Here is a 25,114-nt window from a genome sequence, read left to right as displayed (position 1 = left end):
GCGAAAAGCCGGGATCAAGCCGCGCCGACGCTGCTAGTTCGCGTTTGTGCGGCGGCTGTGGCGCGGGAGACAGCCTCGACCGCCGCTTCGAACGCCAAAAGCGTCGAGGCGTGGCGGGCGGGGTAGGCCTTGACCGGCTCCAGCACGGCGAGCTCCGAAAACCGGCCCGCAGGAGGCGGACCGTTGGTTTTCAGCATAGCCTTCAAGCTGTCGCGCGCCAACTCGATCTCGGCCAGGTCGGCGCCGATGACGTTGGCACCCAGAATCGCGGCCGAGGCCTGGCCCAGGGCGCAGGCGGCGACATCTTGGGCGAAGTCGACCACGCGGCCCTCGGCCAGGGTTACATCCACGGTGATCCGGCTGCCGCACAGCTTGGCGGTTTTCTCGGCCGAACCGTCGGGCGCAGCCAGCCGGCCGGTGCGCGGGATGTTGGCGACCAGGGTCAGGATCTTGCTGCTGTAGAGCGCGTCGATCATTGGCTTGAGAGGGGCGCGGACTGACGGGCCGACCAGAGGGCCTCGGCGTGATCGCGCAGGGCCTCGCCCATCTGGGCATAGGCGGCCTTGAGCTTGCGGCGCTCGTCGCGGCTGACCCAGCGTACCAGCATGCCCACGAACAGCTCGCCGTTCGAGAAGGTCGAGCTCGTGGGGCCCATGTTTTCGATCTCGATATAGCGGATGGCTGTAACGAAGCCGCCCAGCCGGCTGGAACGCCAGTGGAGCTGCTCGTAGGGCACCCAGTCCTTGACGATGGGCTGCAGCACCCGCACCGGTTCGCCCGGCAGGGCGTGATGCACCGTCAGCGGCGTGCCGATCTTCAGCTGCCCTTCGGCCTGCGGGTGGACCGGGTTCCAGTCGCCCCAGGTGGAGAAGTCCGAGACGATCTCCCAGACCAGTTCGGCGGGGGCCCGGACGCCAATGCGATGTTCGACGGCTCTTTGCATGGCGGGTTTCTAGCATTGGCGACGGGGCGATTTAAACCCGTAAATCTCGTAAGGGCGGACCTGTCCGGCGCTATCGCGTCGCGCCGGGCTTCCACAGGACGTCGGCGGTGCCCTTGTCATTGGCCCAGCGGGAGGCGACGAACAGAAGGTCCGAGAGGCGATTGAGATATTTCAGGGCCGGCTGGCCGACGATCTCGCCCTCGGTCTGGGCCAGCAGCACCACCGAGCGCTCGGCGCGGCGGCAGACGGTGCGGGCCACGTGCAGGGCCGCTGAGGCCGGCGAGCCGGCCGGCAACACGAAGGACGTCAGGGCCGACAGCTCGCCGTTCAGGCGGTCGATCTCCTGCTCCAGGCGTTCGACCTGGCTTTCGACGATTCGCAGCGGCTCCCAGGCGGGCTTTTCATGCTGCTCTGGCGTGGCCAGATCGGCCCCCAGGTCGAAAAGGTCATTCTGGATGCGCTCGAGCATGGCGTCGAGGTCGGGATCAGCCGTGGTGTGTTGTCGCGCCACGCCCAGAAAGGCGTTGGTCTCGTCGACCCCGCCATAGGCCTCGACACGCAGCGAAGCCTTGCTGACCGGCTCTCCCGTGGCCAGACGCGTCGAGCCGCCGTCGCCGGTGCGGGTATAGATCTTGTTGAGCGTGACCATGGGTCGCGGACCGTCGTTATTCTAATTCAGCGCGTGCGCCACCAGAATGCAGCCACCAGCACGATGATCGCCACGAACTGCAACACCACGCGAAGCCGCATCAGCTTGTTGGAATAGGACCGGCCGAAATCTCCGCCCCGAAACAGGGAATAGAGACCCATGCCGAGCGCCGAGAGCACCGCCAGCAGAACCGCGGGCACGAGAAAATCGAACAGTCTGTCCATGTCGTGAAGATAGGGGCTGCGGCCGGGCTTTGCCATAGCGGTGCCGCATTTGCTGAGCAGCGTCCAATGAGCGAATTCGACGAACGGGTTCGTTGAGCGCATTTGTCGCAGTGACGATTGTCGAGCGCTGTCATAGATAACGCCATGCCGATGTTCGGTGATTCCCGATTTCGATTATGTCTTGCAATCGGTTGCCTAGGGCGATATGCCCCGCCTCCCGGTTTTTAAAGTGCGCGTTCGTTGAACATGATCATCCTCCTCACCGCGGATCGTTCAACGCTTCATCCCTAGCGGGGAGGCAGGAGAAGACAGCATGGCGCAAGCCGCCCACGCCGCCCCGTTCTCCGCGTCCGAACGCGAAGACGCCCTGGCGGAAGCCCGTCAGTTGATCACCGACCTGCGCGACGCCGCGCAGGATGGCCGCCAGTTGGCCCGTCGTTACGCCGACGTCCTGCAAAACGTCGTCGATGAATATTGTACCGAGTTCGAGAAGCGCGCCGAGGCGGCCCTCGCTCGCCTGGAGGCCGCCGCATGAGCTTTGTATCCCTGAACATCGAGTCGCCGATCGATGCGCCCCTGAAGCTGACCCGCCGGGCCCTGGCCAAGCAGCGCACGCGCGAACGCGTCCTGTCGGCCGCCCGCCGCCTGTTTACCGAGCGCGGCTATGAAGGCGCCACGATCCGTGACATCGCCCAGGCCGCCGGCATGTCGACGGGTGCGGTGTTCGCCAGCTTTGCCGACAAGTCCGAACTGTTCGACGAAATCCTGACCGCTGACTACGAAGTGATCTACGCCCAGATGGTCCAGGCCGCCCGCTCGGCGCCGACCGTCGATGCGGCCCTGCTGGGCCTGTTTGGCGTGGCCTACAGCTTCCACCTCGACCAGCTGCCCCTGCTGCAAGCCAGCATCGCCGTGTCGTGGACCCGCAACGACGCCGCCGAGCGGCGCGCGCGCGCTGATCTCAAGCACATCTTCCGCCTGGTCGGTGAAGTCACCCAGCGCGGGATCGACCAGGGGCAGCTCAAGAGCGACATCGACGCAAAGCTCTTGGCTGAAATCACCTGGGACGTGTATGTCGCCAATTATCGCCGGGCGGTTTTCGACGCCTGGACGGTGGATGCTCTGCTGGAGCGGCTTTCGGCTCAACTGAAAGTCATTTTCGCAGGCGCCCGCGCCTGACCAGGGGGACGCCCCTTAGGGAGGGGCGTCCTGACTATTTTTTCAACGCTGGCGTGTTCGAGGGGGACGGGCTTGGGCGTAAGAGATGATCAGAAACAGGCGACGCGCGAGAAGGTCCTTGAGGCCGCTCGCGACCTGTTCAACGACGTCGGCTACGAGGAAACCACCATCCGCGCCATAGCGGAACGGGCGGGGGTCTCGGTCGGCAGCGTCTTCACGACCTTTGCCTCCAAGGCCGAGGTGCTCAGCCATGTGATGAATCATCGACTGGGCGATCTCTATGCCGAGTTCGACCGGGTGGTCCCGTATCTGCGCGGCTCCACGGTTGATCGCCTGTGCTCGATCTTCGCGGTCCATTATGCGTTCGAGACGCGCCGGGTGAAGCTGTTCCTCGCCCACATCGCCGCCTCCTACAATCCCAGCGCCGAGCCGGGCGTCACGCCCTATGGCCGCAACGAGCGCCTGGTGCAGATGCTGATCGATGTGTTGCAGGAGGGCGTGCGTAAGGGCGAGGTGCGCCAGGACCTGGAACTTCAGGACGTGACCGACCTGCTCAAGGCGGCCTATGCCTGGAACTACCGCCTGGCCGCCGCCAGCGGCGGGGCGGGCGACGCCTTGGCCATGTCGGCCGCCATGGACCGCCAGATTGCCGTGATGGCCGAAGGCTGGCGGCCCCGCTGACAGTCTAGAGCAAGATGCGCGATTTAAGAATCTCGCCCTTCGCTCTAACCTTTTATTTTTGCATCGTTTTTGCGGAAAACCGGCATCCACTTTTCCGCACGATGCTCTATCTGCGGGTCAGCCGCAGGTCATGATAGTCGAACGAGAAGTCGGCCAGGGGCGATACGGCCTTGGCCAGGGCCGAGACCACGACCCCCTCCTTGATGTCGAAGGTGAAGAAGGCGTCTTCCTGGGTGCGGTCGTCGAACAGCGTCTGGAAGGTCTCGCCGTCGAACGGCAGCAGCTTGCCCTGAAGGGCGGGCGTCTTGTCGAACGAGACCTTCAGGCCCTGCTGCTTGCCCTTGCCTGACAGGCTGATCGTCACCGTGCCGTACCAGGGGTCGGCATAGACGCCCGCATAGGCCGACAGGGGCAGGGACGGCTTGGCCCCCGCGCCTTTGGGAGTGACCGCCGCCGCCGCATCCTTGATCGTCTGGGCGTCGTTTTCCGCCTGCACCCGCTTGCTGGAGGCGATCCAGTCAAAGTCGCTGCGGCCTTGCAGGCGGTCGGGTCCGCCAAAGCGCAGGGCGCGCAACACCGGGTTCTCCTCGGCATTGGTCATGACCATGATGCCCGACTTCCGTCCCGGCAGCAGGCCCGTATACGAGATGAAGCCCGCCAGCCCGCCGGTGTGCCACAGCAGCCGCTCGCCACGATGGTCCTGGACGAACCAGCCCAGGGCATAGGCCTGCATGGACGGCCGCACCGGGTTCTCTGCCGTCGGACCGTCAGAGGCGCTGGTGATGGTCTGCGGCTTCCACATCTCGCGAGCGGTCGCCTCGCTCCAGAGCCGCTTGCCGTCCGGCAGGGCGCCCAGGGCCAGTTGCACCTGCATCCACTTGCCGATGTCGGCCGGCGTCGTATTGACCCCGCCGGCTGCGGCGGCTGCAGCGAAGCTGTCGTCGAAAGGCAGAACCGTCTGGGGGCCCAGGCCCCGCACCGGCGGGCCCAGGCGGCAGTGGGGCTCGGCCCGGCGCGACCTGTCGACCTTGGCGGGCGTGGTGACGGTGTCGCCCATGCCCAGCGGGGTGAGGATGCGGGTCTGGATGAAGTCGTCCCACGGCTTGCCGGTGACAGCCGCCACAACCTCGCCGGCGGCCACGTAGAGCACGTTGTCATAGGCGTAGCCGCCGCGGAACTGGCCGCCGATCGGCAGATACTTCAGGCCCGCGACGATCTCGGCGCGGCTGTGGGTGGGGGCCGGCCAGATCATCAGGTCGCCGGCTCCCAGCGTCAGGCCGCTGCGATGCACCAGCAGGTCGCGCACCGTCATCAGCTTGGTGACGACCGGATCGCTCATCTGGAAATCAGGCAGGTAGCGGGTGACGGGCGCATCCCATTCCACCTTGCCGTCCTCGACCAGCATGGCCAGGGCCGCCGCCGTCATGGCCTTGGTGTTCGACGCGATGCCGAAGATGGTGTTTTCGTCACAGCGAGCCGGCGCGCCCAGCCGCTTGACGCCATAGCCCTTGGCCAGGGTGATCTGGCCGTTCTCGACCACGGTGATCCCCAGGCCCGGCTGGTCGGGGAAGGCCGCCATCACCTGCTGGGCATAGAGATCGACGGCAGCGGCCACCGAGCCGGTCTCGCGGGCTTTCGCCGACGTGCCGAAGGCCGCCAGGCTTCCGGTGGCGAAGGCCGAGATCAGGGCGGTGCGGCGGGTGGTGGCGATCATGGGGTGTCCCTGGCGTGAGGGACGCAGGCTAGGCTGATGCTTGGCGAGGCGGCAAGGGGCAGTGGTCACCGGACATCCCGGTCAGGTGGGGCAACCGCACCAGCATAACAACGAAAAGCAGCTGTCATCCCGGACAAGCCTGGCGAAAGCCGGGCGCCGATCCGGGACCGCCACAAGCACGGCGCTCAGGCGACGGTTCCGGATCTTCGCGCTCTGCGCTCGTCCGGGATGACAGCTGTCTTTGGCGCTAAGACCTAATTCCCGCCGTCCAGCAGGCGTCGCGCGATCACCTGGGCCTGGATCTCGCCGGCGCCCTCGAAGATGTTGAGGATGCGGGCGTCGGCCAGGATGCGGCTGATGGCGTATTCGGTCGCAAAGCCGTTGCCGCCGTGGATCTGCAGGGCGTTGTCGGCGGCGGCCCAGGCCACGCGGGCGGCGATCAGCTTGGCCATGCCGGCCTCGATGTCGCAGCGCTTGTCCTCGTCCTTCTGGGCGGCGGCGAAATAGGTCAGCTGGCGCACGCCCATGATCTCGGCCGCCATCATCGCCAGCTTGTTGGCCACGCGGGGAAATTCGAAGATCGCCTGACCAAACTGCTTGCGGTCCAGGGCGTAGGACAGGCCCACCTCCAGCGCCGACTGGGCCACGCCCACGGCGCGGGCGGCGGTCTGGATGCGGGCGCTTTCGAAGGTGGCCATCAGCTGCTTGAAGCCCTGGCCCTCAACCCCGCCCAGCAGGTTTTCCTTGGGCACGGTGAAGCCGTCGAAGGCGAGCTCATATTCCTTCATGCCGCGATAGCCGATCACGCCGATCTCGCCGCCGCTCATGCCGTCGGCGGGGAAGTCCTGCTGGTCGGTGGCGCGCGGCTTGGGGGCCAGCAGCATCGACAGGCCGCGATAGTCGGTGGTGGCCGGATCGGTGCGGACCAGCAGGGTCATCACGTCAGCGCGCGAGGCGTGGGTGATCCAGGTCTTGTTGCCGGTAACGACATACTGCTCGCCGTCCAGCACGCCGCGAGTGCGCAGGGCGCCCAGGTCGCTGCCGGTATTGGGCTCGGTGAAGACGGCCGTGGGCAGGATCTCGGCGCTGGCGATCTTGGGCAGCCAGTACTGCTTCTGCGCTTCAGTGCCGCCGGTCAGGATCAGCTCGCCGGCGATTTCCGAACGGGTGGCCAGGGAGCCGACGCCGATCCAGGCGCGCGACAGCTCTTCGGAGACCACGCACATGGCGGTCTTGCCCATGCCGCTGCCGCCGTATTCCTCGGGGATGGTCAGGCCAAACACGCCCAGGGCGCCCAGCTCTTCCACCAGCTCCAGCGGGATCAGCTCGTCCTTCAGGTGCCATTGGTGGGCGAAGGGCGTGACCTTTTCCTCGGCGAAAGCGTGGAACTGGTCGCGGATCATCTCGAAGGTTTCGTCCAGCCCGGTATTTTCCAGGGTGGGGCGGCCGCGCGCCTCGGCCAGACGCTTGGCGATCGCGCTCTTCACGGCCTGGCCGCCGCCCTTGGTCATCAGGGTGACGAGGGGCGGGGCGAACAGCAGGTTCATTACGCCGCGATCGTCGGTCAGGTCGACGGGACGGATCACTTCGCCCTGGTTCATGGCGATGCCGCCGACCATCTGGGTGCAGTATTCCGAAAAGAGCAGCTGAGCGAGCAGGGCCTCGATCTCGGTGAACCGGCCACTGGCCTCAAGGCGTTCGGCCCAGCCGGCGACCTGGTTGAGCAGCTCGGCATAGGCGGCATACCAGCCAAAGCCGTGCACGGCGTGCTGTTCCAGATCGGCCAGTGTACGATCAACCTTGCCCGTCGGGCCGGCGATCTTCGCCTTGACCAGCGGATGCACCTTGCTGACGAAGGCCTGTGCCGCCGTGGCTGCGTCGCGCAGCAGGCCCGTCAGGCCCGGCAGAATGATCGAGGTGTTTTCCTGTGCGACCGTGTCGGTCATAGCTTGCTCCCCTGCGCCAAACAGTTGTTTTCTTTTATCCTGACCCTTTTCGCATCTGCGAGCAATGCCGCAGTGCAGCAAAGGGCGCAAAAAAGGGAAGAAACATGCTGGTCGTTCACCACCTCAACGAATCCCGGTCGCAGCGCATCCTGTGGTTGCTGGAGGAGTTGGGCCTGCCCTACGACCTCGTCCTGCACACTCGCGACAAGCAGACCCGCCTGGCTCCGCCGTCGCTGACCGACGTGCATCCGCTGGGCAAGTCGCCGGTCATCGTGGACAAGACCCCAGAAGGCGACCTGACCGTGATCGAGTCCGGCGCGATCATCGACTATGTCATCCGTCGCCACGGTGAGGGCCGTCTGGCCCCCGATCCGGCGTCGGCTGACTATGACCGGTATCAGCAGTGGCTGCACTATGCCGAGGGCTCGGCCATGCTGCCCCTGATGCTCAACATGTATGTCGGCCGTCTGGGCGAGGCGGGTGCCCCGCTGCATCCGCGCATCCAGTCCGAGATCGCCAACCATCTGGCCTTCGTCAATGACAGCCTGGCGGGCCGCGATTTCTTCGTCGGCGACGCGTTGAGCGGGGCCGACATCCAGATGAGCTTCGTTCCCGAGGTCGCCAAGGCGATGGGCAAGCTGGCCGACTATCCGCACATGGCCGCCTGGATCGAACGCATGCACGCCCGTCCCGCCTGGACGGCGGCGCTGGACAAGAGCGGCCCCTACGCCCTGGGTGCCTGACGTCAGCCTCCGCGCCACGTCCTGTGCGCCGTCACAGGACGTGGCGCGGACAGCCTCACCATGACTCCATTGTAATTTGCTAAACCACGTACTTTGAATTTAAAAGTTCTCTACCGGCAATCGAGCCGTAGGGAGCCCATCATCATGCAACGCCTCATCGCGGCCACCGCCGCCCTCATCGTCACCACCCTGGCCGGCAGCGCCGCCAGCGCCGGAACCATCAACCTCACCCTGGACGGCGTTCAGCCGCGGGGCGGCAAGATCCTGGTCACCGTGCAAAGCCGCGATCAGTTCATGCAGCCTGCCCAGACCGCCGGCGTGGTTCTGGACGGTGCTGCCAGCGGCCAGCTGAAGGTCAAGCTGCCGAACGTTCCGCCTGGCGACTATGCTGTCTCGGTCCTGCACGATGCCGACAGCAGCTGGAGCATGACCAACGGCGCCGACGGCAAGCCGGTCGAGGGCTGGTCGATGTCCAGCGCCTCGCCCCTGAAGGGCGTGCCGAGCTTCGATCAGGTCAAGATCTCGGTCAGCGGCGATGCGAACATCACCGAAACCCTGACCTATCCGAAGTAGACGTTTTCACGCCGGGGTGACGTCGAGGCGCGCGGGCGGTACAGAGACCGCCCGCGCCCTCTCAAACATGTGACACTGCCCTTGCGACTGCCCCAGGCCCGACTCGACCAGGTTCTTGACCGTTTCCGCGAAGTGGAGGCCCGGATGGGTGCCGCCAGCGACGGGGCCGAGATCGTCAAGCTCTCCAAGGAGCACGCCGAACTGCGCCCGGTGGCCGAGGCGGTGCAGACCCTGGCCAAGCTGGCCGCCGAGCGCGCCGAGCTGGACGAGATGGCCGGCGACCCGGAAATGGCCGCCATGGTCCGCGACGAGATCGCCGCCCTCGACGAAAAGCTGCCCGCCCTCGAACATGACCTGGCCCTGATGCTGGCCCCCAAGGACAAGGACGAGAACGCCTCGGCCATCCTTGAAGTGCGGGCTGGCACAGGGGGCGACGAAGCGGCCCTGTTCGCCGGCGATCTGTTCCGCATGTACCAGCGCTACGCTACGCTGCAGGGCTGGAAGGTCGAGATCGACAGCGTCTCGGAAGGCGAAATGGGCGGCTACAAGGAAATCATCGCCTCGGTCACCGGAGACGGCGTGTTTGGTCGCTGGAAGTTCGAGAGCGGCGTGCACCGTGTGCAGCGCGTGCCGGCCACCGAAGCCCAGGGCCGCATCCACACCTCGGCCGCCACCGTCGCGGTGCTGCCCGAGGTCGAGGATGTCGAGATCGAGATCAACGAAAGCGACATCCGCATCGACACCTACCGCTCGTCGGGGGCCGGTGGTCAGCACGTCAACAAGACCGACTCCGCCGTCCGCATCACCCACTTGCCCACGGGCGTGGTGGTGACCTCGTCGGAAAAGTCGCAGCACCAGAACCGCGCCCGGGCGATGAAGAACCTGAAGGCGCGCCTTTACGACATGCAGCGCGAGGCCCTCGACACCGCCCGCTCCGACGCGCGCAAGGGCCAGGTGGGCAGCGGCGACCGCTCCGAACGCATCCGCACCTACAACTTCCCGCAGGGCCGGGTGACCGATCACCGCATCAACCTGACGCTCTATAATCTGGGCAAGGTGATGGAGGGCGAGGCCCTGGACGACGTCATCAAGCCGCTGATCGCCGAGGACCAGGCCGCGCGTCTGGCCACCCTGGAAGACGGCTACAACTGATGGCCTTTTCCCGCACCTATGACGAGGGCGAGCCCCAGCGGGTCAACAAGTGGCTGGCCCAGGCCGGGGTGTGTTCGCGCCGCGAGGCCGAGGCCCTGATCGCCGACGGCCTGGTGTCCATCGACGGTGCGGTTGTGGAGGACGTGGGTCGCAAGATCCTGCCGGGCCAGACGCTCGTGCTGGCCGACCGCGCCACCGCCAAGCTCGACGCCAGCCTGACGGTGCTGATCCACAAGCCGGTCGGCTTTGTGTCCGCTCAGCCGGAAGCCGGGGAGGTGCCGGCCGCCCGCCTGCTGACCCGCGCCAATCTGTGGCGCGGTGATGGCCCGATCCCCGGCAGCGGCGACCTGCTGCCGCCGATCGGACGCCTCGACAAGGACTCGCGCGGCCTGCTGCTGCTGTCGGAAGACGGTGTGGTGGCCAAGGCCGTGATCGGCCCGCAGTCAGAGCTGGAAAAGGAATACCGCGTCGCGGTGATGGGTGAGATCACCGAGGAAAAGCTGGAACTGCTGCGCTTTGGCCTTGAGCTTGATGGCCGCGAACTGCGCCCAGCCCGGGTGGAGATGATCTCCGACCAGCGCTTCAGCATCACCCTGCAGGAAGGCCGCAACCGTCAGATCCGCCGGATGTGCGAGCTGCTGGAGCTGAAGGTCGTCGACCTGTTCCGGGTTCGCGTCGGGTCTCTGACCCTGGGCGACATGCCCGAGGGCAGCTGGCGGCACATCACCCCCGCCGAGCGCGCGGCCCTGATCGCGGGGTAAACCCCTTCACAGCCCGTCAGAAAAGGCTCCCCTGCGCGCTCAGGGCCGTGGCGGCCAGGGCATAGAGGGGAATGCCCAGGGTCAGGTTGAACGGGAAGGTCACGCCCAGCGACAGGGTCAGATAGACCCCGGCGTCGGCCTTGGGCAGGGCCAGGCTCATGGCGGCGGGTGCGGCGATATAGGAGGCCGAACCGGCCAGCACCGCCAGCGCCGCCAGGTCGCCGGCTTTGAGGCCGGCAAGGTGTCCCAGGCCCAGGGCTGTTGCTGCGCCCAGGAGCGGGAGCAAAAAGCCCATGGCCAGGACCGGCAGGGTCACGCCCTTGACCGACAGCAATTGCCGCCCGGCCTTGACGCCCAGATCCAGCAGAAACAGGCACAACAGACCCTGGAAGACCGGGCCGGAGAAGATCGCCAGCCTGGCCCCGCCCGAGGGCCCGGTCAGCAGGCCGATCAGGAAGCTGCCGATCAGGATGACGCTGGCCGCGTTCAACAGCACCTCATGCGCCAGCTTGCCGACCGGCGCGCGGTCAGCCGACTGGCGATCCGCAAAGGCTGCAATGGCGATGGCGGTGAGCAGGGCCGGCGTCTCCATCAGGGCCAGGACCGCCGACATATAGCCGCCCGGCGCCAGTCCGACCGAGTTCAGATAGCTTTGGGCGGCCGCGAAGGTCACCACGGATACAGAGCCATAATGGGCGGCTGTCGCGGCGGCGGTCAGGCTGCTCAGGCCGGCCCGTCGCAGAAACCAGTAGGCGGGCAGGGGCATAAGAGCGCTGAGGGCGAGGCCAAGACCTGCAGCCTTGAGAAATCCGGCGTCCAGACCGTGGGCCCGCGCCTCGACCCCGCCCTTGAAGCCGATGCACAGCATCAGGATCAGCGAAAGGGTCCGGGCGGCGTCGCGGGGCAGGGCCAGGTCGGAGCGGGCGAGCGCCGCGGCCAGGCCAAGGGCGAAAAACAGCACAGCCGGCTGCAGCAGATTGCCGCTGGCGGCGGCAAGGGTCTCACTCAGGATATCCACTCAAGGCTCCGGCCTTCAACGCCCTGGCGGCGCGCGGTGGGTCTAGAGGGGTCGAGTTGATTTCCCTTGTTAATTCTGATTATCTTTATAATCAGAAATCCTCATGATGGATCGCCATGCCCCGTCAGACAAACCTGGATCTGGATCTGGTCCGCACCTTTCTGGTGGTCTGCGAGCAACGCAGCTTTACTCGGGCAGGGGGAAGGCTGGGGCGTTCGCAATCGGCCATCAGCCTGCAGGTCCGCCGTCTTGAGGATCAACTGGGGCAGTCCCTGCTGTCGCGGGATCCGCGTCATGTCGTCCTGACCGAGCAGGGCGAATCGTTCCTGCCCCAGGCCCGGCGGCTGCTGCGGCTCAATGACGAGATCCTGGCCGGTCTGGCGGCCGATGATGTCGAGGGCGAGGTGCGACTGGGCGCGCCGGAAGACTTCGCCACCCTGCATCTGCCCACGGTCCTGGGCGCCTTCGCACGCAGCCATCCCAAGGTCGCCCTGACGGTGACCTGTGATCTGACGCTGAACCTGCTGGACAGGCTGCGCGAGGGCACGCTGGACATGGCGCTGGTCAAGCGTGAGCCCCTGGGGCCGGATCTGGGCGTGCGGGTCTGGCGCGAGCCGCTGGTCTGGGTGGCCCTGGACGCGGAACTGGCCCAGCGCGCCGGGCCGATGCCGCTGGTCGCGGCGCCGTCGCCCTGTGTCTATCGCAAGCGCGCCATCGCGGCGCTGGACGCGGAAGGGCGGGCCTGGCGCGCCGCCTATACCAGCCCCTCGCTGGCCGGGCAGTTGGCCGCCCTTCGTGGGGGGCTGGGTCTCAGCGTCCTGCCACGGGAAATGGCGCCGAATGACCTGACCATTCTGACCGAGGGGCTGCCGCGCCTGGAGGACGCCGAGATCGCCCTGATCAAGGCACGGGGCGCCGCGCCGCCTGCGGCCGAGCGTCTCGCCGACTACATCCTCTCGGCTCTTGACCGGCAAAGGCTGGAGCCGATGACGCGCGGCGGTAGCGCGGCCTGATCGGCATCATTGCAAAAACTCATTGAGGCTATTTTCAAGATCAATCAGCCCGGGCCTTGCCAAGTCGGCAGAAAAGTTCAATCTGTCTAAAGCGGGCCGGGCCCCTCTGACGATCGTCGTGCTGAAAAGTGCGATCGTGATGTCGGACCGCATCGGGTGCGCTCGATGCCGGGTCCAGAGGGTCGTTTCCCCCAGCTGCCCAGCAAGTCCGGTATCGGGCGCGCCCTCCCAACAGAGGAGAGCCCTAGATGCCAATGAATTCAGTTCACGCCGAGCGTATGCCGATCACCGACACCTGGACTCCGTCCCAGCTGGAGCAGCTGGACGCCCTGGTTGCCGCCTGCGCCCTGGTTGCCCATGCCGATGGTTGGGTCACCCCGGAGGAGAGAGGGCGGATGCTGGAGCGCATGCGCGGCCTGGCGGCCCTGGCGGTGTTCGGTGTCGAACATGCTCTGGAGGCCTTCGAGGGCCTGGACCAGCGCTTCGAGCGGGACCCCGAAGGTGCCCGCTTTGATGCCGAGATGGCGATTCGTCGTCTGCGCGGCCGCGATGATGCGGCGCGGGTGATCGTCAACTCGGCCTGCGCCGTGGCCGTGGCCGATGGCGGCCTCGACGCCGAGGAGCGCGATGTGCTGCTGCGCATCTGCGCCTTGCTGGGCCTGGACCCCATCCAGTTCGAGCTGATAACCGCAGGAGGCCGGCGATGAGAGTCGGCGGCTATAGCCCTGCGATCCCCTGGGTGTCGCTGCAGTTGGCGCAGCAGACCCTTGTTCAGGCGGCCTCGCACGCCAGCCAGCCAACCGCCAAGCCCGTGTCGCCGCCAGACTCCGTTGAGCGTGCGCCGGCCTCGCGACCCTTGAACCGGGGCATGCTCGACATCCGGGTCTGAGCGTGCCCCGACTGTCTTTTTTCTGAATTTTTCGCCTGCTATCTGCGGCTCTGACAGCGCAGTTGTGGCGGCAACTTGGACTAGAACCTGATCATGGACTTTTTATACCTGCCGGTGATCGGCAAGCCCCTTTGGATGTGGGCCGGCTTCATGCTGGCCGTCGTCGCGCTGCTGGCCTTTGACCTCGGCGTTCTGCACCGCAAGACCCGCGAGATCGGCGTCCGCGAAAGCCTGCTGATGTCGGCGGTCTATATCAGTTTGGGCCTGGGCTTTGGCGGCCTGGTCTGGATGCAACTGGGCGCGACCTCCGGCATTGAATATCTGACCGGCTTCGTGATCGAGAAAAGCCTGGCCATCGACAATGTCTTCGTCATCGCCCTGATCTTCGGCTTCTTCGCCATTCCTCCCGCCCTGCAGCACCGGGTGCTGTTCTGGGGCGTGCTGGGGGTGATCGTGCTGCGGGCCATCATGATCGGCGTCGGCGCGGCCCTGGTCAGCCAGTTCGGCTGGGTGCTGTACATCTTTGCCGCCTTCCTGATCCTGACCGGCATCAAGATGCTGTTCGCGGGCGACAAGCCCATGGACCTGACCAATAACCCCGCCCTGAAATGGCTGCGTCGCGTCATGCCCATCAGCGACCAGCTGGAGGGCGACCGCTTCTTTGTTCAGGGCATCGACTCGCGCACCGGCAAGGTCGCCCGCCTGGCCACGCCGCTGTTCCTGGCCCTGGTGCTGGTGGAGCTGGCCGACCTGGTGTTCGCCGTCGACTCGGTGCCGGCGATCTTCGCCATCACCACCGACCCCTATATCGTCTACACCTCCAACATCATGGCGATCCTGGGCCTGCGGGCCCTCTACTTCGCCCTGGCGGCCGTGCTGCACCGCTTCGCCTATCTCAAGCAGGCCCTGGCCGTGTTGCTGGTCTTTATCGGCGGCAAGATCTTCATCGCCGACGCCCTGGGCTGGGAAAAGTTCCCCGCCGCCCTGTCGCTGTCGATCACCTTTGCCATCCTGGCCGCCGGCGTCGGCTGGTCGCTGTGGAAGACGCGAGAGGCGCGTCCGCTGGCTACACCCGGCAGCTAAGGCGGGATGGCTTTTGCCGCAGTCTGTTCAATAGCCGCTCTTCCCCGCGAAAACGGGGAAGAGCGGAATAGGCAAGGGCGCTAGACCGCCTTCTCCATCACCACGAAGCGCAGTTCCCCGCTGGTGTCGCCGATCCGGCGGTCGTTATAGGGAAAGGGCTCGAAGCCGGCGCGCTGGTAGCCCCGGCGTTCGTACCAGGCGATCAGGGTGTCGCGGATGTCGATGACGGTCAGCCTGATCGTCTTGCCGCTGCGAGCGCGGACATAGGCCTCCGCCGTTTCGATCAGGGCGCGGCCGACGCCGCCGTCCTGGCGCTCCGGGTCCACCGCCAGCATGCCCAGCAGCCAGACGTCGCCTGCCTCCGGCTCCAGCCAGACGCTGGCAAAGGGCGGGTCATACTCACCGTCGCGCAGGGTCAGGATCACTGAGCCGGGCTTTGCGGCCAGATCGGCGGCGAGGGTCCCTGCGCTGGTGCGCTCACCGCCCATGAAGGCCGCTTCGGTGGTCCAGCCCTTCTGGGCGTCGTCGCCGCGATAGGCCCCGTTGACCAGGGCGGCGACAGCGGGAAGATCCCGCTCCTTGGCGACGACGAGCAGCATGTCAGGCTCCGGAAAAGCGGCAGCGGACCTAGAGCATCGCGCGCGCCCTCCGGCAACCGCGCCCTTGCATCGTCGTCGATCCTGCCTGACCCTGCCGCCATGGAAGCCCGTATCGCCGCCCTCTACCGCCACCCCGTAAAGGGCTTCACGCCCGAGCGCCTGCAAACCGCCGACCTCGTGGCCGGGGCCTGTTTTCCCTGCGACCGGCTCTATGCGGTGGAAGACGGCCCCAGCGGCTTCGACCCCGCCGCTCCGGTCCACATCTCCAAGATGCGCTTCACCGTGCTGGCGCGACTGGCCCAGGTGGCGGCCGTGCGCACGGCCTATGACGAGGCGAGCGGCGTGCTGAGCGCGACCGCCCCGGGCTTCGACGACTTTGCCGGCGACCTGCGCGACGCGGCCGGCCGCGCGGGGTTCGAGGCCTGGCTGGCGGCCTTCCTCGGCGAAGAGGCGCGCGGCGCCCTACGGGTGCTACAAGGCCCCGGCGCGCATCGCTTCATGGACAGCAAGTCGGGCTATGTCTCCATCGTCAACCTGGCCAGCGTGCGCGATCTGGAGGCCAGGCTGGGCCGCCCTGTCGACCCGCTGCGCTTTCGCGCCAATCTCTATGTCGAAGGCTGGCCGGCCTGGATCGAGAACGACTGGACCGGCCGGTCGATGACCCTGGGCGAGGCGCAGGCTGAGGTCCTCAAGCCCATCGTCCGCTGCGCGGCCACCCATGTCGACCCGGCGACTGCCGAGCGCGACATCGACCTGGTCAAGGCCCTGTTCGAGCACTATGGCCACATGTTCTGCGGCGTCTATGTGAACGTGACTGAGGGTGGCTTGGTAGGCGAGGGCGAGGTGGTGGGGGTGGTTTAGGGCCTGCGCCACGATATCCTTTTCATCCCGGACGCGCGAAGCGCGATCCGGGACCCAGGGGCCGGCGCAGTGCGGTTGCCCCTGGGTCCCGGCTCTCCGCTGCGCTGCGGCCGGGATGACAAGATTTTAGGTGATGTAAAGCGGGTGCCAAGCCCCTCGGATCGTTGAAGGGCCGCCCGCTCTCCGTCGCCCTATTGCGAGCGCTTCCAGGCGTTGAATTCGCGACGCTCGCGGTCTTTCTTGCTTTCGCCGGGGATCACGGCCTTGCCGGTGGCGACGACAACCTTGCCGCCGACCTTGGCCACGCCGCCGACGGCGGCGCCGGTGACGCCGATGGCCGTGCCGGCCACGGTGCCGATGGCGACCGCGCAGCCTTGCAGGGCCAGGGTGACGAGGGCGAGGGCGATGACGGTGATCTTGCGGGCCATGGCGCAGTCCTGTCGAACAAGCAGGGCGTCATCATGGCTAACAGACGTTAAGGCCGCGTATCAGGCGAAGTCGATGTCCAATGCGTCATCGTGCCGGCGCCAGGGGCCGTTGAAATTGGCCACGGTGCGTCTGCGCCGGTCGGGGCCGAAATAGCCGCCGGTGCGGATGAACTGGCGCGGCTCCTCAATCAGCAGGGTCAGGCGGTGCACCAGGTTGCGGCCGGTAACTGGCTTGGTCAGGAACTCGTTGACCCCGGCGTCGCGCGCGGCCTGCACCCGCTTCATCGTCGAGTGGCCCGTGACCATCAGCACCGGTACCATGGGATTGGGGCTGCTGGACGAGCGGCGCAGCAGGGTGACGAAGTCGATCCCGCCCAGGGTGCCCATCTTCAGGTCGGAAATGACGATATCGATGGGGGTGCGGCGCAGGCTGTTGAGGGCTTCCTCGCCATTGACCGCCTCATGGATGTTGCGCACGCCGATGGCGCGCAGCATCTCGGTCAACAACAGCCGCATGTGCTGGTTGTCATCGACGAGCAGGATGTTGAGGAGATCGAAGCGCACGCGTTCACTTTTGTCGACGCGCTTCTGCGCTGATTTTTCTTGGCTTTTTTTCCGACGGCCGGGACGTGGCGCAGTACTACAGTTCTGCAATCTGTAAGGTCAAGCTGAAAAACCCAACGTTTTCAGTGGTCAGATCTCCACAAATCGGGTTTTAGCCGCGCCCGCTCTGGCCCGGTGAGAAGACCCCGCCGCCGGTCTGGGCGCGGTGGCGCAGAAAGGCGTCGGCCAGCACGCAGGCCGTCATGGCCTCGACCACCGGCACGCCGCGAATGCCCACGCAGGGATCGTGGCGGCCCTTGGTGCGCAGTTCCACGTCTTCGCCCGCCTCATTGACCGTCTCGCGCGGGATCAGGATCGAGGAGGTCGGCTTGAACGCCACGCGGGCCACCACGGGCTGACCGGTGGAGAGACCGCCCAGCACGCCGCCGGCATGGTTGCTGGTGAAGATCGGGCCGTCATTGCCCATCCGCATCTGGTCGGCATTGTCCTCGCCGGTCAGGGCAGCGCTGGCAAAGCCCTCGCCGATCTCGACACCCTTGGCGGCGTTGATCGACATCAGGGCGGCGGCCAGTTCGGCATCGAGCTTGCCATACAGCGGTGCGCCCCAGCCGGCGGGCACGCCGGTGGCTTCAACCTCGACAATGGCCCCAGTCGAGGAGCCGGCCTTGCGGATCTTTTCCAGATGCTCTTCCCACACCGGGATGATCGCGGCGTCGGGCGACCAGTAGGGGTTCTGCTCGCACTGGTCCCAGTCCCAGTTGGCCCGGTTGATGGCGTGGGGCCCGATCTGGACCAGGGCCGCGCGCACCGTGACGCCGGGGATCACCAGCCGGGCGATGGCGCCCGCCGCCACCCGCGCGGCGGTCTCGCGGGCCGAGCTGCGCCCGCCGCCGCGATAGTCGCGCACGCCGTACTTGGCGAAATAGGGATAGTCGGCATGGCCTGGGCGGAAGGCCCGGGCGATCTCGCCATAGTCCTTGGAGCGCTGGTCGGTGTTTTCGATCATCAGGCTGATCGGCGTACCGGTGGTCCGCTGGCCGTCGGTGCGGGGGTCCTCGAACACGCCCGACAGGATGCGCACCGCGTCCGGTTCCTGGCGCTGGGTGACGAACTTGCCCTGGCCGGGGCGGCGCTTGTCGAGGAAGGCCTGGATCATCTCTGGCGTCAGTGCGATGCCCGGAGGGCAGCCGTCAACGACGCAGCCGAGCGCCGGCCCGTGGCTTTCGCCCCAGGTGGTGACGCGGAACAGGTGACCAAAGGTGTTGTGCGACATGGCGGCGCTTCTACCGGAAGACGGAGCGGGGCGCGCCCCCGCTTGAGGGCGACCCCGTCTGGAAGGGAAGGGCGCGGAGGGTCGTCAGACCGCCCGCAGGCGCTCCAGCACCAGGGGATGCAGATCCTGGTTGGTGGCCAGGATCGAGGTGCCGTCCACCGGATTGCCGTGCTCCTCGATGGTCGTCACCTTGCCGCCGGCCTCGGTGACCATCAGCACGCCGGCCGCGACGTCCCACGATTGCAGGTTGCGCTCCCAGTAGCCGTCGAAGCGACCGGCGGCCACCCAGGCCAGGTCCAGCGCCGCCGAGCCGAAGCGGCGCACGCCGGCGACCTTCTGGCTGATCTGGTGCAGCTCTTTGAGGAACTGGGCGTGGCCGGGCTTGCCCAGGAACGGCACGCCGGTGGCCAGCACGCTTTCATCCAGAGTGCGGCGGGCCGCGACGCGCAGGCGCTTTTCGGCGCCCAGGAAGGCGCCCTTGCCCTTTTCGACCCAAAAGAGGTCGTTGCTGATCGGGTTATAGGTGACGCCGGCCACCACCTCGCCCTCGCGCTGCAGGGCAATATTGACGGCGAAGTGCGGGATGGCGTGCAGGAAGTTGGTGGTGCCGTCCAGCGGGTCGACGATCCAGGTGTGGGTCTTGTCGGTACCCTCGATCAGGCCGCGTTCCTCGCCCAGGAAGCTGTAGCCGGGGCGGGCCTTTTCCAGGATCTCGAAGATGGTCTGCTCGGCCTTGAGGTCGGCATTGCTGACGAAATCGGCCGCGCCCTTCTTGGACACCTGAAGTTCGCCGACCTCGCCGAAGTCGCGGGCCAGGCCCCGGGCCGCCTTGCGGGCAGCGTCGATCATCACGTTCAGAAGGGCGGAGGGGGTGGCCAAGGCGGGTTATCCTCATAGGTCCCCCTGCGCAGCGGCGACGCCCTTCTGTTGAAAGGCGAAGACGGCGGGGGAAGTGCGTACGGCGGTAAGAAAGATCGGGGAATTGGGCGCGGAACCTAGTCGCGCAGCCCCCGGAAAGCAAGGTTGGGCGCGCGGGGTCTCCCGTGGCAGCCGATTCCCCCTTATGACCTCAGACATGACCCAAGCCTTTCAGGGCCGTGTGCTCGTCATCGCCGGATCGGATTCCGGCGGCGGCGCGGGCATCCAGGCCGACATCAAGACCATCACCGCGCTCGGCGGCTATGCGGCCACGGCGATCACGGCGGTGACCGTGCAGAACACCCTGGGCGTCACCGGCGTGCATCCGATCCCGCTGGAGATCATCGCCGCCCAGGCCCGGGCGGTGCTGGACGACATCGGGGCCGACGCCATCAAGACCGGCATGCTGGGCGATGTGGCGGTGGTCGAGACCGTGGCGGCGGCTCTGGACCATGCCAGGGGCGTTCCGGCCGTCATCGATCCGGTGATGGTCGCCAAGGGCGGGGCCAGCCTGCTGGCCGAGGCCGCCATCGGGGCGGTGAAAAGCCTGATGATCCCGCGCGCGGCCCTGCTGACCCCCAATGCGCCCGAGGCCGCCGCCCTGACGGGTCTGACGGTCGAGACCACAGACGACCTGCGCCGGGCCGGCGAGGCTCTGCTGGCCATGGGCGCACGGGCCGTGCTGATGAAGGGTGGCCATATCTTGCCAAGTCAGGAGGGGGGCGACCGGATGGTCGATGTGCTGATGACCCCGTCCGGCGAAACCAGCTTCGAGGGCGAGCGGATCGACACCCGCCACACCCACGGCACCGGCTGCACCCTGGCCAGCGCCTGCGCTGCCGGCCTCGCCCAGGGCCTGCCGCTGGAACAGGCCGTCGCCCGGGCCTGGAACTATGTGCACGAGGCCATGCTGCGCGCTCCGGGCTTCGGCGCGGGGCATGGGCCGCTGGACCATGGGTGGGCGCTGCGGAGATGACGAAGCACGTGCTTGCCTTCGCCCTTGGATTGACGAGCCTGTCATTGATCGGATGTGTACGCGTCGAGGCGATACATGTTTCGTATCCCGAAGCGCCGATCAATCTATCTGAAGCATTTCGTGACGGAGCCGATCTCACCTGCGTCCATGAACCTAGTCCTGGTCTTTTTTTCGATAATTTAGGCTACGTTTCTTTATTGAGTTCGATAAAGAGCTCGGCCGATAATTCGAGGCTGAGAGAATTTTGTCCTCGTTTCCAAGGCCTGAATATATCGGGGATGGTCGTGGGCTCGTATGAAACGGTCGTTGTTCGGCTGAAGGATTGCCGTGTAATTGCTGTTCGATCTTTGGTCGGATCCGATAAGGCGGTCATCGACGGCGTTCCCAATAATTTTTGCACGAGACCCCAAAATCTGGCTGCGATTAAAGCGCCCTGGGAGTCCAGACAAACCATCCTCATCGATACGCAGAGGGCACCTGATGACGTTGGAAGAACGCCTTATTGAGATCGTCCAAGGCGTCCCGACCACGATGCACGTGCTGCGGGTCGCGCGGGATCTGGACCTGCCCGACGCGATGGTCTTTTCCGGGGCGATCTACCAGCCGGTCTGGAACCATCTGACCGGTCGCGCGCCCGACTACGGCATCAAGGACTATGACCTCGCCTATCACGACGATTCTGACACCTCCTATGAGGCCGAGGATGTGGTGATCCGGCGCGTGGCCGCCGCCTTCGAGCCGCCGCTGCGCGAGCTGGTCGAGGTGCGCAACCAGGCCCGTGTGCATCTGTGGTTCGAGCAGAAGTTCGGGGCCGACGAGCCCTATCCGCCGCTGGAAACCAGCGCGGCGGCCCTCAAGCGCTTTGTCGCCACCGCCTTCTGCGTGGGCGTGCGGATGGAGGCCGACGACAGCCTCAGCGTCTTTGCGCCGTTCGGCCTGGAGGACCTGTTCGCCATGCACCTGCGGCCCAATCCCCTGCGGCTGAAGGGCGCGGGCGGCTGGGAACGCACCACGGCCTCAGCCAAGGCGCGGTGGCCGGAGATCAGGGTGGAAGGGTAGCCGAGCTTGTCATCCCGGCGAAAGCGGGGATGAGCGGTGGCCATAATTGTCACCATGACAATGTAATCTTTGATCCATGGATCAATGCGAACTAGCACTGTCGAGGCCATCCGCCAGAGGAGCCCGCGCCATGCGCCAGTGGACCATCGACGCCTTCGCCGCCGGCCCGTTCAAGGGCAACCCGGCCTGCGTGGTCGAGCCGTTCGACCAGTGGCCGTCCACCGCCTGGATGCAGGCCCTGGCCGCCGAGAACAATCAGGCCGAAACCGCCTTCCTGCTGAAAACTGCAGATCCGGCCCGCTTCGGGCTGCGCTGGTTCACCCCCGCCCTGGAGGCGCCGCTGTGCGGCCACGCTACCCTGGCGGCAGCCCATGCGCTGTTTGAGGAACTGGGCGTCGCGGCGCCGCTGCTGACCTTCGACACCCTGTCGGGCGCGCTGACCGTGCGCCGCGACGGCGAGCGGCTGGAGATGGACTTTCCGTCCGACCCGCCGCGCCGCACGGCCGTGCCTGAGGGTCTGGCCGAGGCGCTGGGCGCGACGCCGGTCGAGATGTGGGCAGGCACCTATCTGGTGGCGGTGCTCGAAAGCGAAGCCGTCGTGCGGGACCTGAGCCCCGACATCATGGCCCTCAAGCGTATCGAGGGCGAGGCAAGCGGGGGGCCAGGCCAGGTGGTGGTGGTCGCCACAGCCGATCCCGGCCGGCCCTATGCGGTGGTCAGCCGGTTCTTCGCACCGGGCTTTGGCATCCCTGAAGACCCGACCACGGGCTCGGCGCATTGCATCCTTGCGCCGCTCTATGCCGACAAGCTGGGGCGACAGACCCTGAGTTTCCACCAGGCCTATCCGGGGCGGGGCGGCGACCTGGACTGCGAAAACCGCGGCGCGCGCGTTCTGTTGCGCGGCCGCGGCGTGACGGTGATCGAAAGCCGGCTCCGGTTGGAGCCGGCCTGATTTCAAAGCCTACCAGCGATGCGGACGGTCGTGGCCGTAGCCTTCGCCGTAGCCCTGGCCGTAGTCGCGATCGCGGTCCTGGCGCTCATAGCGGATCTGGGCGCTGATCCGGTCGAAGCGGCGATCCAGATCGGCGCGTTCCCAGCGGCTCAGGCCATCCCGGCGATAGCGGGCTTCAAGGCGCTGGGTCTCGCGCAGTTCGATCGTCAGGCGGCGCGCTTCGCGGCGGGTCAGGGTTCCGTTGCGCTCGCCCTTCTCGATCCGCCATTCCAGGCGATCCTGGCGCTGGTTGATCGACTGGGCCGAGGCGACGGCGGGCAGGGCGGCGGCGGCCAGGGCCGTGACCGCAGTGATCGACAGGATGATCTTTTTCATCGGTTCGGTTCCTTGTGACGTTGCGCCGCTCCGTTGAGCGGCGTTGAACACAAGACACCACGTCCAGCCTGAAGCGGTTCTGAGCCGCTCGTTGTCTGGCGTTCACATTGGGATCAGGCGGCGTCGGCCAGCCGCGCGGCGCTGACGGCCGCCTCGATGGCGGCGTAGAGCTTGGTGATCTCAATGGGCTTGGCCACGTGGCCGTCCATGCCGGCGGCCAGATAGCCCTCGACCTGATGGGCCAGGGCGTTGGCGGTGACGGCCACGATGGGCGTGCGGCGGCGGCCGTGGGCGATCTCCAGGGCGCGGATGGCGCGGGCGGCCTCCACCCCGTCCAAGACGGGCATGTGGATGTCCATCAGAACGATGTCGTGCGATCCGCGCTTCCAGGCCTCGACGCAGGCCGCGCCGTCATCGACGAGTTCGACCAGGGCGCCGAGCGGGGCCAGCACGGCCTCGATGACCTTCTGGTTGGTCGGATTGTCGTCGGCGGCCAGCACCCGCAGGCGCGGACGGGCGCTGTCGCTGGGGGGCTCCACCGGAGCGGCGGCGTCCAGCGGCGGCGCAAGGGTGGCGCTCGCCTCGCCGCGCGGCATCGCCACCACGACAGTGAAGGTCGAGCCCTGGCCCTCGCGGCTCTGCACGGCCACGCCGCCGCCCATCAGGGCGGTCAGTTCGCGACAGATGGCCAGGCCCAGGCCCGAACCGCCGAACTCGCGCGTGGTCGAATTGTCAGCCTGGACGAACTTGTCGAACAGGCGGGTCTGCATGTCGGCCGCGATGCCGATGCCTGTATCCGCCACGTCGATCCGCAGGCCCGAACCGTCCTCGGCTGAGGCGAAGCGCACGGCCACCGCGCCGGCCGGGGTGAATTTGAGGGCGTTGGAGACCAGGTTGCCGAGAATCTGCCGTAGGCGATCGGCGTCGCCGCGCCAGATGCCTTGGGCCTCGGCTGCCACGGCCACCTCGAACGCCAGGCCCTTGGCGCGCGCCTCGGCCATGTAGCCGTCGCGCAGGGTCGAGGCCAGGGTGCCCAGGTCGAAGTCTGCGGGGATCAGATCCAGGCGACCGGCCTCGATCTTCGACAGGTCCAGCACGTCGTTGAGCACGGCCAGCAGCAGACCGCCGGAGTCGCGGATCACCGCCAGGCGGTCGCGCTGGGCGGGTTTCAGATCATCCATGGCCATGACTTCGGCCATCGCCAGTACGCCGTTCAGGGGGGTGCGGATCTCGTGGCTCATATTGGCCAGGAAGTGGGATTTCAGCACATTGGCGGCGTTGGCGTCGTCGCGCGCCTTGACCAGCTGCGCCATGGCGCCGCGCAGGTCGTGGTCATTGTGCTCCAGCCGGGCGACCAGTTGGTTGAAACTCTCGGTCAGGCTGTGGAAGACGTCGTCTTCGCTGGTTTGGTCCACGGGCTGGAAGCGGCCGTCGGCGGCCACGCCCTGCATGGCCTCGGTCAGGCGCTGCATCGGGCGGGTCATGCGCCGGGCCAGGCCGTTGGCCAGCAGGATCGCCAGGCCGGCCGAGCCGAAGAACAGCGTTCCGGTCAGCGCCAGGTCGCGGGCCAGAATCTCACTGAGACGAGGCTCGTGGGCGGTCAGTACCAGGGCGCCCAGTCGCCGGCCGTCCAGGGTGATGTCGCGACGCAGGGTCTGGACCGCTTCGTCTGTGACCGGCGCGGTGCCCACCTGGGCCAGCACCTTGCCGTGAAGATCCAGGATGCGGGCACCGGCCAAGTGCGGCGCATCGTCGACGGCCTTCAGCGCCTGACGAACGCCGGCCAGGTCACCGGCCGCAAGGGGCGCGGTTGCGCCGATGGCGACCATCTGGGTCAGAACCTGATGATTGGCCCGGGCCTCCTGTCGCGCCACGCTCCATTGCTGAACCATGAAGCAGGCGCAGGCCACGACCAGAGCGATGACCGTGGTGAGGAGCGCCACGCCAGCGATTCGCGCCTGCAAAGGCGCGTGCGTCGGTGTTTCAGGACTGCGGAGCGGGTCGTACATGGGCCGTCCGGATCAAAACCAGCACCCAGTTTGACGGCACAACCCTAACGTTTCGCTTCCAAGGCCCGATCAAGCGCGACAAAACAACGCTAACGCGTATTAACGATTGCGAAGCCGTTAAGACTTTGTTTACCTTTTCGACAGGTTTCCTCAAGTGGAGTATGGGCGTGGAAAAGGTTTTTGTGGCACAGCGCGTGGCGAACAAGTTGTTCGCAACGGAAAACGCGATTGACGCGGCGATGGTGGAAGCGGCCGAATTGATGGCCGACATGCTGAAGGCGCGCAAGGACATCGGTCTGTCGGCCGTGGTCGGCGACCGCGCCAGCGCCAAGCTGGTGGAAGCGCTCGCCGCCCTGGGCCAGGCCCGCTCGGCGATGGTCGAAATGCACGGCGAACTCAACGACGTGAAACTGCGTATCGGCGTCCGTACCAAGATGGTCGGCATTGAAGACAAGCCCCCTGAAACCACCCGTGGTCTGGCGGAGGTTCGTTCGGTTCGCGAAGCGATCTGACGAACATTGCAATAGTTTAA

General features: G+C 66.6%; 32 protein-coding genes. 17 read left to right on the top strand and 15 right to left on the bottom strand.

All coding sequences use genetic code 11. The features are described from left to right. Window positions 1-14: 14 nt before the first annotated feature. From ACW179_RS01840 to ACW179_RS01825, 4 genes are all read right to left on the bottom strand, one after another. On the bottom strand, window positions 15-476 hold the full coding sequence (locus tag ACW179_RS01840) for an iron-sulfur cluster assembly scaffold protein (RefSeq protein WP_492062387.1): 462 nt from the start codon (window positions 474-476) through the stop codon (window positions 15-17). Beyond that, window positions 473-943, bottom strand: coding sequence for an SRPBCC family protein (locus tag ACW179_RS01835; protein WP_492062385.1), 471 nt, complete (start codon window positions 941-943; stop codon window positions 473-475). Before ACW179_RS01835 ends, ACW179_RS01840 begins: the two co-directional genes overlap by 4 nt. Window positions 944-1,013: 70 nt before the next feature. Next, entirely contained in the window at window positions 1,014-1,592 is a 579-nt protein-coding gene (locus ACW179_RS01830; protein WP_492062383.1) for a cob(I)yrinic acid a,c-diamide adenosyltransferase, read from the bottom strand. A gap of 26 nt (window positions 1,593-1,618) precedes the next feature. After that, on the bottom strand, window positions 1,619-1,816 hold the full coding sequence (locus ACW179_RS01825; RefSeq protein WP_492064239.1) for a twin transmembrane helix small protein: 198 nt from the start codon (window positions 1,814-1,816) through the stop codon (window positions 1,619-1,621). Between the two features lie 313 nt (window positions 1,817-2,129). Here ACW179_RS01825 and ACW179_RS01820 point away from each other — a divergent pair, with 313 nt between their 5' ends. The 3 genes from ACW179_RS01820 to ACW179_RS01810 all read left to right on the top strand — a co-directional run bounded on the left by ACW179_RS01820 (window position 2,130) and on the right by ACW179_RS01810 (window position 3,676). Next, window positions 2,130-2,351, top strand: a complete 222-nt coding sequence (locus ACW179_RS01820; protein WP_492062381.1) for a CC0731 family SpdR-regulated protein — start codon at window positions 2,130-2,132, stop codon at window positions 2,349-2,351. Then, window positions 2,348-2,995, top strand: a complete 648-nt coding sequence (locus ACW179_RS01815) for a TetR/AcrR family transcriptional regulator (protein WP_492062379.1) — start codon at window positions 2,348-2,350, stop codon at window positions 2,993-2,995. The genes ACW179_RS01820 and ACW179_RS01815 overlap by 4 nt, the downstream gene beginning before the upstream one ends. Before the next feature lie 72 nt (window positions 2,996-3,067). Beyond that, window positions 3,068-3,676: a TetR/AcrR family transcriptional regulator gene (locus tag ACW179_RS01810; RefSeq protein ID WP_492062377.1), complete on the top strand. Its 609-nt coding sequence runs from the start codon at window positions 3,068-3,070 to the stop codon at window positions 3,674-3,676. A gap of 106 nt (window positions 3,677-3,782) precedes the next feature. Here ACW179_RS01810 and ACW179_RS01805 read toward each other — a convergent pair whose 3' ends face one another. Both ACW179_RS01805 and ACW179_RS01800 read right to left on the bottom strand, forming a co-directional pair. Continuing rightward, a complete protein-coding gene (locus ACW179_RS01805; protein ID WP_492062375.1) occupies window positions 3,783-5,390 on the bottom strand; it encodes a serine hydrolase in 1,608 nt (535 codons plus the stop codon). 254 nt (window positions 5,391-5,644) lie between these two features. Beyond that, entirely contained in the window at window positions 5,645-7,336 is a 1,692-nt protein-coding gene (locus ACW179_RS01800) for an acyl-CoA dehydrogenase family protein (protein ID WP_492062373.1), read from the bottom strand. A 104-nt stretch (window positions 7,337-7,440) separates the two neighbouring features. Here ACW179_RS01800 and ACW179_RS01795 point away from each other — a divergent pair, with 104 nt between their 5' ends. From ACW179_RS01795 to ACW179_RS01780, 4 genes are all read left to right on the top strand, one after another. Then, the gene (locus tag ACW179_RS01795) at window positions 7,441-8,079 is read left to right on the top strand and encodes a glutathione S-transferase family protein (RefSeq protein ID WP_492062371.1); all 639 of its coding nucleotides are present in this window, start codon (window positions 7,441-7,443) and stop codon (window positions 8,077-8,079) included. Window positions 8,080-8,223: 144 nt separating this feature from the next. Then, window positions 8,224-8,652 carry a DUF2141 domain-containing protein gene (locus tag ACW179_RS01790; protein ID WP_492062369.1) on the top strand — a complete coding sequence of 143 codons (429 nt, stop codon included), beginning with the start codon at window positions 8,224-8,226 and terminating at the stop codon, window positions 8,650-8,652. Window positions 8,653-8,733: 81 nt separating this feature from the next. Continuing rightward, entirely contained in the window at window positions 8,734-9,804 is a 1,071-nt protein-coding gene (gene prfA / locus ACW179_RS01785; RefSeq protein ID WP_492062367.1) for a peptide chain release factor 1, read from the top strand. Then, window positions 9,804-10,565, top strand: a complete 762-nt coding sequence (locus tag ACW179_RS01780) for a pseudouridine synthase (RefSeq protein ID WP_492062365.1) — start codon at window positions 9,804-9,806, stop codon at window positions 10,563-10,565. Before prfA ends, ACW179_RS01780 begins: the two co-directional genes overlap by 1 nt. 16 nt (window positions 10,566-10,581) lie before the next feature. Here the strand turns inward: ACW179_RS01780 and ACW179_RS01775 are convergent, their stop codons facing one another. Next, window positions 10,582-11,583 carry a sodium-dependent bicarbonate transport family permease gene (locus tag ACW179_RS01775; protein WP_492062363.1) on the bottom strand — a complete coding sequence of 334 codons (1,002 nt, stop codon included), beginning with the start codon at window positions 11,581-11,583 and terminating at the stop codon, window positions 10,582-10,584. Window positions 11,584-11,699: 116 nt separating this feature from the next. Between ACW179_RS01775 and ACW179_RS01770 the strand changes: the two genes are divergently transcribed. From ACW179_RS01770 to ACW179_RS01755, 4 genes are all read left to right on the top strand, one after another. Beyond that, on the top strand, window positions 11,700-12,596 hold the full coding sequence (locus tag ACW179_RS01770) for a LysR substrate-binding domain-containing protein (RefSeq protein ID WP_492062359.1): 897 nt from the start codon (window positions 11,700-11,702) through the stop codon (window positions 12,594-12,596). A gap of 248 nt (window positions 12,597-12,844) precedes the next feature. Then, window positions 12,845-13,303, top strand: coding sequence for a tellurite resistance TerB family protein (locus ACW179_RS01765; protein ID WP_492062356.1), 459 nt, complete (start codon window positions 12,845-12,847; stop codon window positions 13,301-13,303). Next, the gene (locus ACW179_RS01760) at window positions 13,300-13,485 is read left to right on the top strand and encodes a hypothetical protein (protein ID WP_492062354.1); all 186 of its coding nucleotides are present in this window, start codon (window positions 13,300-13,302) and stop codon (window positions 13,483-13,485) included. Before ACW179_RS01765 ends, ACW179_RS01760 begins: the two co-directional genes overlap by 4 nt. A gap of 93 nt (window positions 13,486-13,578) precedes the next feature. Further along, a complete protein-coding gene (locus tag ACW179_RS01755; protein ID WP_492062351.1) occupies window positions 13,579-14,568 on the top strand; it encodes a TerC family protein in 990 nt (329 codons plus the stop codon). An 80-nt stretch (window positions 14,569-14,648) separates the two neighbouring features. On the opposite strand, the gene ACW179_RS01750 is transcribed toward ACW179_RS01755, so the two are convergent. Then, window positions 14,649-15,167 carry a GNAT family N-acetyltransferase gene (locus tag ACW179_RS01750; protein ID WP_492062349.1) on the bottom strand — a complete coding sequence of 173 codons (519 nt, stop codon included), beginning with the start codon at window positions 15,165-15,167 and terminating at the stop codon, window positions 14,649-14,651. A 99-nt stretch (window positions 15,168-15,266) separates the two neighbouring features. Here ACW179_RS01750 and ACW179_RS01745 point away from each other — a divergent pair, with 99 nt between their 5' ends. After that, window positions 15,267-16,028 (top strand): MOSC domain-containing protein, encoded by a 762-nt coding sequence (locus tag ACW179_RS01745; protein ID WP_492062348.1) that lies wholly within the window; start codon window positions 15,267-15,269, stop codon window positions 16,026-16,028. Between the two features lie 22 nt (window positions 16,029-16,050). Here ACW179_RS01745 and ACW179_RS01740 read toward each other — a convergent pair whose 3' ends face one another. The 5 genes from ACW179_RS01740 to ACW179_RS01720 all read right to left on the bottom strand — a co-directional run bounded on the left by ACW179_RS01740 (window position 16,051) and on the right by ACW179_RS01720 (window position 19,172). After that, window positions 16,051-16,179, bottom strand: a complete 129-nt coding sequence (locus tag ACW179_RS01740) for a hypothetical protein (protein WP_492062346.1) — start codon at window positions 16,177-16,179, stop codon at window positions 16,051-16,053. A 40-nt stretch (window positions 16,180-16,219) separates the two neighbouring features. Beyond that, window positions 16,220-16,456, bottom strand: a complete 237-nt coding sequence (locus tag ACW179_RS01735; protein ID WP_492062344.1) for a hypothetical protein — start codon at window positions 16,454-16,456, stop codon at window positions 16,220-16,222. 60 nt (window positions 16,457-16,516) lie between these two features. Continuing rightward, the gene (locus tag ACW179_RS01730) at window positions 16,517-17,020 is read right to left on the bottom strand and encodes a response regulator (protein ID WP_492062342.1); all 504 of its coding nucleotides are present in this window, start codon (window positions 17,018-17,020) and stop codon (window positions 16,517-16,519) included. 151 nt (window positions 17,021-17,171) lie between these two features. Beyond that, the gene (aroC, locus tag ACW179_RS01725; protein ID WP_492062337.1) at window positions 17,172-18,293 is read right to left on the bottom strand and encodes a chorismate synthase; all 1,122 of its coding nucleotides are present in this window, start codon (window positions 18,291-18,293) and stop codon (window positions 17,172-17,174) included. 84 nt (window positions 18,294-18,377) lie between these two features. Then, window positions 18,378-19,172 carry an inositol monophosphatase family protein gene (locus ACW179_RS01720; protein WP_492062332.1) on the bottom strand — a complete coding sequence of 265 codons (795 nt, stop codon included), beginning with the start codon at window positions 19,170-19,172 and terminating at the stop codon, window positions 18,378-18,380. A gap of 196 nt (window positions 19,173-19,368) precedes the next feature. On the opposite strand from ACW179_RS01720, the gene thiD reads away from it, so the two are divergent. From thiD to ACW179_RS01700, 4 genes are all read left to right on the top strand, one after another. Further along, a complete protein-coding gene (gene thiD / locus ACW179_RS01715; protein ID WP_492062327.1) occupies window positions 19,369-20,187 on the top strand; it encodes a bifunctional hydroxymethylpyrimidine kinase/phosphomethylpyrimidine kinase in 819 nt (272 codons plus the stop codon). Next, window positions 20,184-20,693: a hypothetical protein gene (locus ACW179_RS01710; protein WP_492062321.1), complete on the top strand. Its 510-nt coding sequence runs from the start codon at window positions 20,184-20,186 to the stop codon at window positions 20,691-20,693. The genes thiD and ACW179_RS01710 overlap by 4 nt, the downstream gene beginning before the upstream one ends. Next, window positions 20,668-21,246 (top strand): nucleotidyltransferase family protein, encoded by a 579-nt coding sequence (locus ACW179_RS01705; protein WP_492062319.1) that lies wholly within the window; start codon window positions 20,668-20,670, stop codon window positions 21,244-21,246. Before ACW179_RS01710 ends, ACW179_RS01705 begins: the two co-directional genes overlap by 26 nt. Before the next feature lie 130 nt (window positions 21,247-21,376). After that, window positions 21,377-22,198 carry a PhzF family phenazine biosynthesis protein gene (locus tag ACW179_RS01700; protein ID WP_492062315.1) on the top strand — a complete coding sequence of 274 codons (822 nt, stop codon included), beginning with the start codon at window positions 21,377-21,379 and terminating at the stop codon, window positions 22,196-22,198. A gap of 9 nt (window positions 22,199-22,207) precedes the next feature. Here the strand turns inward: ACW179_RS01700 and ACW179_RS01695 are convergent, their stop codons facing one another. Together ACW179_RS01695 and ACW179_RS01690 are read right to left on the bottom strand one after the other, a co-directional pair. After that, window positions 22,208-22,573, bottom strand: a complete 366-nt coding sequence (locus ACW179_RS01695; RefSeq protein WP_492062313.1) for a hypothetical protein — start codon at window positions 22,571-22,573, stop codon at window positions 22,208-22,210. Between the two features lie 113 nt (window positions 22,574-22,686). Then, entirely contained in the window at window positions 22,687-24,582 is a 1,896-nt protein-coding gene (locus tag ACW179_RS01690; RefSeq protein WP_492062311.1) for an ATP-binding protein, read from the bottom strand. Here ACW179_RS01690 and ACW179_RS01685 point away from each other — a divergent pair. Beyond that, window positions 24,552-25,094 (top strand): hypothetical protein, encoded by a 543-nt coding sequence (locus ACW179_RS01685; protein ID WP_492064369.1) that lies wholly within the window; start codon window positions 24,552-24,554, stop codon window positions 25,092-25,094. The two genes, ACW179_RS01690 and ACW179_RS01685, sit on opposite strands and share 31 nt — an antisense overlap. Window positions 25,095-25,114 lie beyond the last annotated feature (20 nt).

It is taken from the genome of Caulobacter sp. AVps18 (assembly GCF_058681425.1).
This window is presented reverse-complemented; position numbering and strand designations above follow the sequence as displayed.

Coding starts and splice junctions, on each gene's coding strand:
- thiD (WP_492062327.1), top strand. CDS start 19,369: ATGACCCAAGCCTTTCAGGGCCGTGTGCTCGTCATCGCCGGATCGGAT.
- ACW179_RS01820 (WP_492062381.1), top strand. CDS start 2,130: ATGGCGCAAGCCGCCCACGCCGCCCCGTTCTCCGCGTCCGAACGCGAA.
- ACW179_RS01795 (WP_492062371.1), top strand. CDS start 7,441: ATGCTGGTCGTTCACCACCTCAACGAATCCCGGTCGCAGCGCATCCTG.
- ACW179_RS01735 (WP_492062344.1), bottom strand. CDS start 16,456: ATGGCCCGCAAGATCACCGTCATCGCCCTCGCCCTCGTCACCCTGGCC.
- ACW179_RS01840 (WP_492062387.1), bottom strand. CDS start 476: ATGATCGACGCGCTCTACAGCAGCAAGATCCTGACCCTGGTCGCCAAC.
- ACW179_RS01790 (WP_492062369.1), top strand. CDS start 8,224: ATGCAACGCCTCATCGCGGCCACCGCCGCCCTCATCGTCACCACCCTG.
- ACW179_RS01815 (WP_492062379.1), top strand. CDS start 2,348: ATGAGCTTTGTATCCCTGAACATCGAGTCGCCGATCGATGCGCCCCTG.
- ACW179_RS01755 (WP_492062351.1), top strand. CDS start 13,579: ATGGACTTTTTATACCTGCCGGTGATCGGCAAGCCCCTTTGGATGTGG.
- ACW179_RS01805 (WP_492062375.1), bottom strand. CDS start 5,390: ATGATCGCCACCACCCGCCGCACCGCCCTGATCTCGGCCTTCGCCACC.
- ACW179_RS01760 (WP_492062354.1), top strand. CDS start 13,300: ATGAGAGTCGGCGGCTATAGCCCTGCGATCCCCTGGGTGTCGCTGCAG.
- aroC (WP_492062337.1), bottom strand. CDS start 18,293: ATGTCGCACAACACCTTTGGTCACCTGTTCCGCGTCACCACCTGGGGC.
- ACW179_RS01705 (WP_492062319.1), top strand. CDS start 20,668: ATGACGTTGGAAGAACGCCTTATTGAGATCGTCCAAGGCGTCCCGACC.
- ACW179_RS01700 (WP_492062315.1), top strand. CDS start 21,377: ATGCGCCAGTGGACCATCGACGCCTTCGCCGCCGGCCCGTTCAAGGGC.
- ACW179_RS01825 (WP_492064239.1), bottom strand. CDS start 1,816: ATGGACAGACTGTTCGATTTTCTCGTGCCCGCGGTTCTGCTGGCGGTG.
- ACW179_RS01770 (WP_492062359.1), top strand. CDS start 11,700: ATGCCCCGTCAGACAAACCTGGATCTGGATCTGGTCCGCACCTTTCTG.
- ACW179_RS01750 (WP_492062349.1), bottom strand. CDS start 15,167: ATGCTGCTCGTCGTCGCCAAGGAGCGGGATCTTCCCGCTGTCGCCGCC.
- ACW179_RS01710 (WP_492062321.1), top strand. CDS start 20,184: ATGACGAAGCACGTGCTTGCCTTCGCCCTTGGATTGACGAGCCTGTCA.
- ACW179_RS01830 (WP_492062383.1), bottom strand. CDS start 1,592: ATGGTCACGCTCAACAAGATCTATACCCGCACCGGCGACGGCGGCTCG.
- ACW179_RS01745 (WP_492062348.1), top strand. CDS start 15,267: ATGGAAGCCCGTATCGCCGCCCTCTACCGCCACCCCGTAAAGGGCTTC.
- ACW179_RS01800 (WP_492062373.1), bottom strand. CDS start 7,336: ATGACCGACACGGTCGCACAGGAAAACACCTCGATCATTCTGCCGGGC.
- ACW179_RS01765 (WP_492062356.1), top strand. CDS start 12,845: ATGCCAATGAATTCAGTTCACGCCGAGCGTATGCCGATCACCGACACC.
- ACW179_RS01695 (WP_492062313.1), bottom strand. CDS start 22,573: ATGAAAAAGATCATCCTGTCGATCACTGCGGTCACGGCCCTGGCCGCC.
- ACW179_RS01690 (WP_492062311.1), bottom strand. CDS start 24,582: ATGTACGACCCGCTCCGCAGTCCTGAAACACCGACGCACGCGCCTTTG.
- ACW179_RS01780 (WP_492062365.1), top strand. CDS start 9,804: ATGGCCTTTTCCCGCACCTATGACGAGGGCGAGCCCCAGCGGGTCAAC.
- ACW179_RS01835 (WP_492062385.1), bottom strand. CDS start 943: ATGCAAAGAGCCGTCGAACATCGCATTGGCGTCCGGGCCCCCGCCGAA.